We start from the raw sequence: 9,243 nt of genomic DNA, 5'->3' as shown, positions 1-9,243 counted from the left end.
AATAGCCGTAGCTCTCGTCCCAGGACACCGGGCGCGCAGCTTATCCACCAGAACAGTTGCCATTTTCATATGCAGGCCCGTTCCTAATCGTATCGTAGTGACACATTAGCCCGGTTCTTACAATTAAGTGCAATCCGCATTCGCTAGAATCCTAATGAATTGTTAACGAGGCAACGATGCCGCGCTCCGAAAAACCAAGAGAATCAGCCTGTTTAGCAATCGTTAACCATGTCCTCAGATTCCCCCCTCCATCGCCATGGCTCTTAAGCCGATGGCAGCGCACGCGCCGGATGATCATGTCTGAAAATGGTGCGGTTGCCCGATGCATTGTCGATCAGGACCCGATGTATCGTCAATTAAGGAAATCGGCTCATGACGGCGCTCAAAATAACCTTCGACTCGCCAGATAACCCGGCAAACTCATCTCCTGCCGGGAGACAGCCTATCGATTTTGTCCAGCTCTCCATGCAAACGATGGGGGACAAGGGCCTCGAAATCGAGGTGCTTCAACTGTTTGCGCGCCAGGCACGTCAAACAATGGCTGAACTCAACGACGCGGATGCAGGCGGGTTCGGTCAATCGGCGCATCGGCTGAAGGGGGCAGCTCTCGCGATCGGAGCCACTCGTGTCGCTGAAGCCGCCGCCGCCATAGAGCAGCGGCCGACCGACTGGACCCTGCGCGCGGCACTGGGCGCAGCCGTACTCGAAGCCGAGCTCTTCATCCTCAAGCTTTGCCGCTGATCCCGGGTCCGGCCGGGCGTCGTTGAATGCCCGGTCATGGTCTTTTTGCGCGGACATCCCGCGGCCCGGCACGGCCTCGTGTTGACTGACCAGCCGATTTGTTGGAAGAAACTGCCCTGAATTCAGGCCGGCGGTGTCTGCCGCGGCGGTCGGCGCTCGCGGGCGGATCCCATCCATTCATTCCGGAAAGAGAAATGACAAAACTTACGATCGTAGCCTTTGACGGCACGCGCCACGACCTCGATGTCGAGAACGGCTCCACGGTCATGGAGAATGCGGTTCGCAATTCCGTGCCAGGGATCGAGGCCGAATGCGGCGGTGCCTGTGCCTGTGCAACCTGTCATGTCTATGTCGACGATGCCTGGGCGGCGGCCGTCGGTGCTCCGGAGGCGATGGAGGAAGACATGCTCGACTTTGCCTATGACCTACGGGCGACCTCGCGGCTCTCCTGTCAGATCAAGATGAGCGAGGCCCTGGATGGCCTCGTCGTGCATGTGCCGGAGCGCCAGGCCTAGGGCCTATCTTTCTGGGGCACGCCCCCGGTCCTTGCTCTCCACGCATCGAGGATACGCAAAAAAATGCCTCGCTGGTCGTGGCGACGAGCGAGGCAAGGGGGGCGTATCGCATACAGATGAGGGAGGGAGCACCTGCTGCACCAAGACACGCCAGGAGAACCTGTTTTGCTTCATGTCACGGGGGCCGCTGGAACACCCACAAGCAATGAAGCGAACCCTATTAAGTACAAAGTCGACGATCCAAATGCGACGTTTTTACTGTCGATCCGAAAATAAACGTCCCTACCGTCGAGTGGTTGAACTTTAGCTCCGCCACTCGTTTCATGGTGTTAATATAGCTGAGTCGTTTATCGCCGGCTATCGTTAGAATCCGCCAATAAAATACTGTGGGTTTTCGCTCCTTTGCCCGAGGCGGCTGAGGGCGAAATCACGCTGTTCTTTGGGGCGGTGGCGTTTGGCGGAGAATGGTACGGACGGGGCCAATGGCCAGTGGTCAGCACCGGCGTCGCTTAGCCTTAGACTAGCGTTCGGTTTTCTTCAGCGAGTCCAGGCGGTATTGCAGCAGTCGAATCATCCGGCGGTCGAAGTTCGCTGCTTCCGTGCGGTCAAAGCGCGCCTGGTCCTTGTCGTGGCGTTCGACTTCCGCCGCACTCAGATCGGCCACCCGGGCCTGCATGCGGTCGCAATCCGCCTCCGGCTTCAGGCCAAGAAACGCCCTTTCCATGTGACGGGCGTGATTGCGTGCGATCTCGGCATGGCGCTCCTCATGGCGTTTGATGTCCGCTGCGAGCGTATCCCAGACGACCGCGAGATCGCGGCCTGCCTGCCGGCGGTATTTCCAGCGCGGCAAGATGATGCGCGTGCTAAGCGTCACGCGCGCCGTGCCGACCGCACAGCGGCCGCCGCGGCTGACATAGGTTATAGTGCCACCGAACTGGATGCGTGTCGCGCCGGGGTGGCGCGTGCCGGTGTTCTTCATCAGCGGGCCGCTGGCGGCAAGGGCCTTGTCGAGCTCCGCCGCCGTACGTCCGCCGATCGAGAAATAGGTGACGGTTTTACTGATCAAGGTCTCGCCCGAGGCATTGCCAAGCGGAAGGCCGATGAGAAATGCGATCAGGACGGCTCTCAGCGGATAGCGAACTCGGAACATTGGTCGGCACTCGTGGATTGATGTTGGCGCAAGCTTGGGGCATAGCCGGGGCGAGCGCAACATAAAATCGGCCCATTCCGAAGTCGACAAATCGATAGCTGCGTGAAAGAGTCGTGCTAACCCTTTGCTTTCAAAGGCGCTCGCTCTCCCACGATGCCGACGAGGATGGCGCTGCTTAAAGCCGCGGACCGCCCGAAGATGACCTATGACCCCTTCCGAATATCTCATTGGCAATTGGCGCATGGGCGCACGCTGGAACTGGGACCGCGCGGTGTCCTGATGGCGATAATCAATGTGACGCCGGATTCCTTTTCCGATGGTGGCCGCTTTGCCGATGCCACGGCTGCTGTCGCCACGGCGATGCGTGCCATCGATGATGGGGCGGCGATCTTGGACATCGGCGGGGAGTCGACCCGCCCCGACGCGGATCCGGTCGATGCCGCCGAGGAACAGGCGCGCATTCTGCCGGTCATCGAAGCATTGGCCCGCCAGACGGATGGAATCATCTCGGTCGACACCTATCGCGCCGATACGGCGCGCCTGGCGGTGAAAGCCGGCGCGCATATCGTCAACGATGTGCACGGTCTGCAGCGAGAGCCGGCGATCGCGCAAGTCGCTGCCGAAACAGGCGCCGGACTTTGCGTCATGCATACGGGGCGCGATCGTCAGAAGCTCGGCGATGTCGTCGAGGATCAGTTCCATTTTCTGAGTCGATCGCTGCAGATTGCCGCCGAGGCAGGCGTTGCGCGCGACCGGATCGTTCTTGATCCCGGCTATGGCTTCGCCAAGGACGCAGACGAAAATCTGGAACTCATGGCGCGTTTTGCGGAACTGCACCGGCTCGGCCTGCCGTTCCTGGTCGGCACGTCGCGCAAGCGCTTCATCGGCGCCGTCACCGGCCGCGAGGCGAAAGACCGCGACGCCGGTACCGCCGCGACGACTGCGCTCCTCAGGGTTGCTGGAGCGGCGATTTTTCGGGTGCATGATGTCGCAATCAACAGGGATGCACTGGCGATGGCGGATGCTATGCTCATCGCAAAGAACAGCCGACGGGACATGAAGCCATGACTGCGACCTATACGATCACCCTGAAGAACTGCGCCTTCTTTGCCCGCCATGGCGTGCTTGACGAGGAGGAGTTCCTCGGCCAACGTTTCTTCGTGGACGCCGAACTCGAGGTGGAGCAGGGCACGGCGCTCGCCGAAGACTGCATCGATGACACCGTGCATTATGGTATCGCCTTCGCCGAGATCGAAAGGATCGTTACCGGGCGCCGGCGCTACCTGATCGAGGCGCTCGCCCTGGAAGTCGCCAAGACGTTGTGCGCCCGTTTCCGGCAGGTACGCCGAGCGAAAGTCTCCATCCGCAAGCCCAATGCTCCGGTCCCAGGGGTCCTGGACTACGTGGAAGTCACGGTCGAGCATGCCGCGGGATAAGAAGTGGCGGCGCGCTACACTGGGGCTGGGTGGCAATATCGGCGATCCGCGCCGTGCTATGGCGGACGCCCTGCGGGAGCTGGACGATCGGCCGGATTGCCGGGTCGCGGCAGTTTCGCGGCTCTACCGGACGCCGCCCTGGGGCAAGACGGACCAGGATTGGTTCTTCAATGCCTGCGCAGCGGTCGAAACCACGCGCGATCCAGAAGCGCTTCTTGAAACCTGCCTCGAGATCGAGCGGGTCATGAAGCGCGTCCGCAAGGAGCGCTGGGGGCCGCGCACGATCGATATTGATCTCCTGACCTTCGAGGGAGCGAGCCTGGCCAGCGACAAGCTGCAGTTGCCTCATCCACGCATGACAGAGCGGGGTTTCGTGTTGATGCCGCTTGCCGATTTTGCGGCCGAACTCGAAGTCGCGGGCAGAACGGTCGGTGAGTGGCTGGCGGACGCAGACGTGACAGGAATCGAAGTGGCCGACGAGAAGGCCGACTGGTGGCGGGCCTACAATTGACGGCGTTGCGCTCCATATCGGGAAGGCAGTGATGCGTTTATTGATCGTCACCGACATCCACGGAAGGCCGTCAGCCGATCATTGCCTGTCGCGCCGTTTGCCTGGCGTGCAGCAATCGCTCGTTCGTACTGTAAGCGTCTCCGAATTGCTTGGGGTGGACTATGCGGGCGAACGCCTGCATCGCGAGCTTGTTGAAAACGAGGGATTTATCCGGGCATCCGAACGTCTGGTGGGCCTTGCGGCATTTGCCGATGTTGCCTTGGGCTACAGCGCCGGTGGCACGCTTCTATGGCACAGCGTACTACACGGCTTGACCGTTGATCGCCTGATTTGCATATCCTCGACAAGGCTACGCGAGGTGAATTCTTCGATGATGCCGAAGCCGACTTTGGCCGTCTTCGGCGAAAATGATCCGAACAGACCCCCGGATTGCTGGGCAAGAGGCGAGGCTGTGCAAAGCTATACAGTCCCTGCCGCCGCTCATGACTTCTACGCGTTCGAAGGGCAAGCGCTGAAGCTGTGTCTTCCCAGGATCGCAGGCTTCCTCGATCTGGAGTAGCTGCCAGGTCCGCCCATGCTCGGAGCCGATCGATGCAGCTACTTGATCGAGCCGACGGCGATGTCGTCCATCTGCCTGTTGAGGCTGACGCCGATGACGGGCACCATCGTCTCCTCGACCTTGACGGAGATCGTGATGTTCATCGTCTCCGCGTCCTGCAGGCGGGCAATCATCGCACCATTCAATTTCTTGCGGTTGATTCCGACGACGACCTTGTCGCTGGCGACGTTGCCGGACACGATGTCCAGGCCCTTGCCATCCGCACCATCGAGGAATTTCCCGGTGTAGCTGGTACCCTTTTGGGTGATCATCGCCGACATCGGCTGCTTGAAGACGCCGACGCGGCAGAAGCCGTCGAGCTTTATCCCGGCGTCCTTGCCTGAACTCGGCTCACCTGTCAGATCGCAGGTGAATTTGGTGCCCTTGTATTTACCGGCGACGATCTCGCCGGGGCCTTTCCACTGGCCGGCGACCTTCTCGAAGAAGGCCTTATCCCGCGCGCCGGAAGACGCGGGCGTCGCGGTGCCGGCAGTGGCTGCAAGCGCGATGGCGGCAACGCCGCGAACAATCAAAGAAGGGCGCGAGAACATGATCGATCCTTGATGGGTCAACGTCGAAATCTGGCAACCACATTTGCGCTAAAATGGTTAATGGAGGGTTTCCGCGCCGCTCCAGAAAGCAGACCTCAGGCGCCGTTCGAGCCCTCCGATCTCGAGGCGCCCGGCGTCAGATCGGCCAGAAAATCGCCGATGCCCGGGCGCTTCAAAGCGCGGAACGGCATCGGCCGGCAGAGATCCATAGCCGCGATGCCGATACGCGCGGTCATAAGGCCGTTGATCACACCCTCGCCGAGGCGGGCGGAGAGTTTGGAAGCGAGACCGTGGCCGAGGACCTGCTGGATCAGGCTGTCGCCGGCGGCGATGGAACCGGTGACCGCCAGATGGGCGATCACATCGCGCATCAGCCGCAGCAGGCCGAGCGTGCCGGGCCGTCCTCCATAGAGTTCCGCCATCGCCCGGATCATCCGCGCCGACTCGTAAAGAACGTAACCGAGATCGACGAGGGCACGAGGGCTGACGGCAGTGACGATCGAGACGCGTTTCGAGGCGGCCAGGATGATTCGGCGGGCGTCGCGGTCAATCGGGGCAAGGAGCTCGCGCTCCGTCAGTTCGATAAGATGGGCCGCGTCGATAATCTCGCCGTCGGTCTCCGCAAGCCGCGCCCGGCTCTTGGCGGTGCGGGGATTGGCGGCAAGGAGATGGACCAATTGCGCAGTCGTGGCTCGCGCGGCCTTGCTGTTGCCGAGCGTCGTTGCATCGGTGACGTCCGATTTCAGTTTCTGAATCGCCGTCAGCTGCATCATGCCGGCGAGTTCGCGGCCGACGACGACCAGCAGGGCGAGGGTGCCGATCGCCACGACGGCGATCGCCGTGTAGCCGAGCCAATCGGCACGCGAGAAGAGGTCCCTTACAAGGTGGTCGATCCACAGCCCCGCAGCGAGCGAAAGGACAATGGCAAACGCCCCGGCAGCCACCTTGCCGAAGGAGAGGCGGTGCCGGCGGGGACGCGCCTCGGGCGGATCGAGCGCTTCGACCGCTGCGGTCGTCGCCACGAACGGATCCTCCGCATCGGGCGTCATTATGACCCTGTCGCTGAAGCTTGCGGGTGGGCGCCGTGCTGGTTGCGTGCGCTGTGCCGCACGTGTTTCTGGTTCCACCGGGAAGACGGCAGGCTTGCGGGGGCGATGCTTCGGATCGTCGTTCATGCCAGTCGATCTCCAAGCAGGAACTGCATGGCCCGGTCGAGCCGGATGTGCGGTACGGAGAGCTTCAATCCGCCGCGCGTCTCCTCTAGATGAGGAGGGCGGAAGCGCACGAAATTCAGCTCCGGCATTGCGTGCTCCAGGTCGGCCGGAATTGACGTAGAATTGCCACCGATATGTTGGAAAAGAACTTCAGCATCTTCCGGTAAATCTCCAGGAAATATCGCTGTTTTCTTTTCGCCGTCAAAAACCTCTCCGTTGATTTTCTCTCCGGCGATCGGCGTGCCGACGATAACGGGCAGGGCATGTCCGTCATGATTGACGGTCGCCTCGCGCGTCGCCCGGACGGAGGCGAGAGCCATGACTTCCACGCCGGCGCCGCTCATACCGATCCGATCGGCGGCACGGCCGACGAGGCGCGCGGCGATGCGCTCAAGCCGATCATGGCTCTCATGATGGAGGTGATCGGCCTTGGTGGCGGCGATCAACACCCGATCGATTCGGCGCGTGAGGAAAGACGAGAGCCAGGAATTGGTCCCGGGTCGAAAGCAGGCGAGCACGTCTGCGAGCGCCTGCTCCAAATCCCTCATTGCCTCCGGGCCGCGATTGATTGCCTGGAGCGCATCGACGAGGACGATCTGGCGGTCGAGCCGGGCGAAATGCTCGCGGAAGAAGGGGCTCACCACATGCGTCTTGTAGGCTTCGTATCGCCGTTCCATCATCGCCCAGAGCGAGCCCTTGGGTGCCCGGCCTTCGGGCAGGTTCGGAAGCGGAGAGAAGGTCAGCGCGGGCGATCCCTCGAGGTCGCCGGGCATCAGAAATCGGCCAGGCGGCAGGGTGGAGAGCGAATGGTCGTCTTCCTTGCAGGCCCTGAGGTAGGTGGTGAAGCTCTCGGCGAGGCGCCGGGCGCTCCCCTCGTCGGCCGCCGTCTCCGCTCCGCTCGCGGAGGCAAGCGCCAGCCATTCCCGAGACAGTGCAGCCCGCGTGCCGATACGCGCCCTTTTCACGGTGGTTTCGCTGAATTGCCGGAAATCCTGGGCGAGCAGGGGCAGATCCAGCAGCCATTCACCCGGATAGTCGACGATATCGATCGACAGGCGCCCGGCAGAAAACATCCGGTTCCAACCGCTTGCGCTCTCGTAGTCGATGGTGATGCGCAATTGCGAAATCGCCCTGGTCGAATCCGGCCAGACGCGGTCGCGCACGAGAGCGGCAATATGGTCCTCGTACTGAAAGCGTGGGACCGCATCGTCCGGCTGCGGCTCGAGCCTTACCTTCGATACCCGACCGGAGCGGACCGGCTCGAAAAGCGGCAGGCGTCCGCCGTTCAGCAGATTGTGCACCAATGAAGAGATGAAAACGGTCTTGCCCGCCCGCGACAGGCCGGTCACGCCGAGCCGAAGGGAGGGACTGACGAGCCCCGCCGCGCGATCGGAGAGGTTGTCCAGGGCGATCAGCGCGCCGTCTTTAAAGCTGGTCAGTAAGGACGCCAAATGTCTCCGCCCCTTCGGGATTTTCCATCGATCCAGCGTTTTTCCCGATATCCCATCGGGTTACGCGCATTCACGTGTTTCGCGATATAGGGAGCGTTTGCGTCGGCGCAATGATGCACCGCCTTTTGACCGTTCCCGGGTTGACTGTTCCTGGGCCCCCAATTCGAACCTGATGAAGGACCGGTTCACCGCCTTGCGACTTCCTCGGGCTCTGGCAGCAGCCATGCAGAGAGCGCCGCAGCCGAGATGCGGCCGGCCGCAGAACGTGTCGAGAAATCGATGACCGCCAGGCCGGCGGGCGGATAGCCGTTCGTCAAGGCGGAATGCTCCTCGCCAAGGAACCTTCGGAAAACGTCCTCGATCATGGGGTTGTGTCCGATCAGCATCAGCGACGCCCGTTCAGCATGCGCCTCGACTAGATCGGTGTAGACGGCTGCAGGCCCAGCATAGAGGTGATCGACGTAACGGATGTCGATGTCTTCGCCAAGCGCCCGGCGGAATGGTTCGGCGGTCTGGCGGCAGCGCACCGCGGTCGAGCACAATATGAGGTCCGGACGTATCCCACGATCTGCCGCACTTTGTGCAATCAGTTTCGCCTCGGCATAGCCGGTCTCGTCAAGCATCCGGTCGAAATCGCGTTGTCCAGGCAGGGCCCAGCCGGACCGGGCGTGACGCAGGAGGATGAGGCGGAATGCCGGAGCGCTGTCTTGCATATGTCCATCCGAATCTGATGCCGCCGGAGCTGCGAAGTCTTTCGCGGGATACCGTCGCATTGGTAACTTGTCTCCCTGTCGGCGCAAAGATCAAGCCGTTCTCCACGGTTTTAGTTCGGCAATCTCACTGCCGTTGATATGACGCACGCCGCACACCGAACGTCGCAATTGACCATGTGGTTGAACTGCTGGGCCGGCATCACCCAGGATTGCCATCGACCGCCAGCGGAATATTATGAAAGGCGTTTCATGTGTATTTTTGGTGAAATATTCGCCAGTTAGCCTGCAATGAAAGCATTGTTAAAATAAGCGGAGGTGTCGTCGGCGAGGCTTGAATCGCGCCCTTCATAGGTCTATACACCG

11 protein-coding genes are annotated in these 9,243 nt (G+C 61.5%); 6 read left to right on the top strand and 5 right to left on the bottom strand.

The genetic code is table 11. From position 1 onward, the window contains the following. Positions 1 to 372: 372 nt before the first annotated feature. The gene (locus USDA257_RS19925; RefSeq protein WP_014764764.1) at positions 373 to 741 is read left to right on the top strand and encodes an Hpt domain-containing protein; all 369 of its coding nucleotides are present in this window, start codon (positions 373 to 375) and stop codon (positions 739 to 741) included. 194 nt (positions 742 to 935) lie between these two features. Next, positions 936 to 1,256, top strand: coding sequence for a 2Fe-2S iron-sulfur cluster-binding protein (locus USDA257_RS19920; protein ID WP_014764763.1), 321 nt, complete (start codon positions 936 to 938; stop codon positions 1,254 to 1,256). Positions 1,257 to 1,776: 520 nt separating this feature from the next. On the opposite strand, the gene USDA257_RS19915 is transcribed toward USDA257_RS19920, so the two are convergent. Continuing rightward, on the bottom strand, positions 1,777 to 2,406 hold the full coding sequence (locus USDA257_RS19915; RefSeq protein WP_041414450.1) for a DUF922 domain-containing Zn-dependent protease: 630 nt from the start codon (positions 2,404 to 2,406) through the stop codon (positions 1,777 to 1,779). A gap of 198 nt (positions 2,407 to 2,604) precedes the next feature. Between USDA257_RS19915 and folP the strand changes: the two genes are divergently transcribed. Genes folP through USDA257_RS19895 form a run of 4 tightly spaced genes read left to right on the top strand, consistent with a single transcriptional unit; the run spans position 2,605 to position 4,912 of the window. Next, a complete protein-coding gene (gene folP, locus USDA257_RS19910) occupies positions 2,605 to 3,474 on the top strand; it encodes a dihydropteroate synthase (RefSeq protein ID WP_041415460.1) in 870 nt (289 codons plus the stop codon). Beyond that, positions 3,471 to 3,842 carry a dihydroneopterin aldolase gene (folB, locus tag USDA257_RS19905; RefSeq protein ID WP_014764760.1) on the top strand — a complete coding sequence of 124 codons (372 nt, stop codon included), beginning with the start codon at positions 3,471 to 3,473 and terminating at the stop codon, positions 3,840 to 3,842. The genes folP and folB overlap by 4 nt, the downstream gene beginning before the upstream one ends. Beyond that, positions 3,829 to 4,353, top strand: coding sequence for a 2-amino-4-hydroxy-6-hydroxymethyldihydropteridine diphosphokinase (folK, locus tag USDA257_RS19900; protein ID WP_041414449.1), 525 nt, complete (start codon positions 3,829 to 3,831; stop codon positions 4,351 to 4,353). Before folB ends, folK begins: the two co-directional genes overlap by 14 nt. Positions 4,354 to 4,384: 31 nt before the next feature. Beyond that, on the top strand, positions 4,385 to 4,912 hold the full coding sequence (locus tag USDA257_RS19895; RefSeq protein WP_041414448.1) for a hypothetical protein: 528 nt from the start codon (positions 4,385 to 4,387) through the stop codon (positions 4,910 to 4,912). Between the two features lie 38 nt (positions 4,913 to 4,950). On the opposite strand, the gene USDA257_RS19890 is transcribed toward USDA257_RS19895, so the two are convergent. The 4 genes from USDA257_RS19890 to USDA257_RS19875 all read right to left on the bottom strand — a co-directional run bounded on the left by USDA257_RS19890 (position 4,951) and on the right by USDA257_RS19875 (position 8,880). Beyond that, positions 4,951 to 5,502: a hypothetical protein gene (locus tag USDA257_RS19890; protein ID WP_014764757.1), complete on the bottom strand. Its 552-nt coding sequence runs from the start codon at positions 5,500 to 5,502 to the stop codon at positions 4,951 to 4,953. Between the two features lie 95 nt (positions 5,503 to 5,597). Then, a complete protein-coding gene (locus tag USDA257_RS19885; protein WP_014764756.1) occupies positions 5,598 to 6,677 on the bottom strand; it encodes a YcjF family protein in 1,080 nt (359 codons plus the stop codon). Continuing rightward, positions 6,674 to 8,167: a YcjX family protein gene (locus USDA257_RS19880; RefSeq protein WP_014764755.1), complete on the bottom strand. Its 1,494-nt coding sequence runs from the start codon at positions 8,165 to 8,167 to the stop codon at positions 6,674 to 6,676. Before USDA257_RS19880 ends, USDA257_RS19885 begins: the two co-directional genes overlap by 4 nt. Before the next feature lie 185 nt (positions 8,168 to 8,352). Next, positions 8,353 to 8,880: a SixA phosphatase family protein gene (locus USDA257_RS19875; RefSeq protein WP_041415458.1), complete on the bottom strand. Its 528-nt coding sequence runs from the start codon at positions 8,878 to 8,880 to the stop codon at positions 8,353 to 8,355. Positions 8,881 to 9,243 lie beyond the last annotated feature (363 nt).

It is taken from the genome of Sinorhizobium fredii USDA 257, from assembly GCF_000265205.3.
GTDB lineage: Bacteria > Pseudomonadota > Alphaproteobacteria > Rhizobiales > Rhizobiaceae > Sinorhizobium > Sinorhizobium fredii_B.
Note: the sequence above shows the minus strand (reverse complement) of the source record. Positions and strands in the feature narration are given on the sequence as shown.

Excerpts from the sequence above, each read along its gene's own strand:
- USDA257_RS19925 (WP_014764764.1), top strand. The coding sequence starts at position 373 with ATGACGGCGCTCAAAATAACCTTCGACTCGCCAGATAACCCGGCAAAC.
- USDA257_RS19920 (WP_014764763.1), top strand. The coding sequence starts at position 936 with ATGACAAAACTTACGATCGTAGCCTTTGACGGCACGCGCCACGACCTC.
- USDA257_RS19915 (WP_041414450.1), bottom strand. The coding sequence starts at position 2,406 with ATGTTCCGAGTTCGCTATCCGCTGAGAGCCGTCCTGATCGCATTTCTC.
- folP (WP_041415460.1), top strand. The coding sequence starts at position 2,605 with ATGACCTATGACCCCTTCCGAATATCTCATTGGCAATTGGCGCATGGG.
- folB (WP_014764760.1), top strand. The coding sequence starts at position 3,471 with ATGACTGCGACCTATACGATCACCCTGAAGAACTGCGCCTTCTTTGCC.
- folK (WP_041414449.1), top strand. The coding sequence starts at position 3,829 with ATGCCGCGGGATAAGAAGTGGCGGCGCGCTACACTGGGGCTGGGTGGC.
- USDA257_RS19895 (WP_041414448.1), top strand. The coding sequence starts at position 4,385 with ATGCGTTTATTGATCGTCACCGACATCCACGGAAGGCCGTCAGCCGAT.
- USDA257_RS19890 (WP_014764757.1), bottom strand. The coding sequence starts at position 5,502 with ATGTTCTCGCGCCCTTCTTTGATTGTTCGCGGCGTTGCCGCCATCGCG.
- USDA257_RS19885 (WP_014764756.1), bottom strand. The coding sequence starts at position 6,677 with ATGAACGACGATCCGAAGCATCGCCCCCGCAAGCCTGCCGTCTTCCCG.
- USDA257_RS19875 (WP_041415458.1), bottom strand. The coding sequence starts at position 8,880 with ATGCAAGACAGCGCTCCGGCATTCCGCCTCATCCTCCTGCGTCACGCC.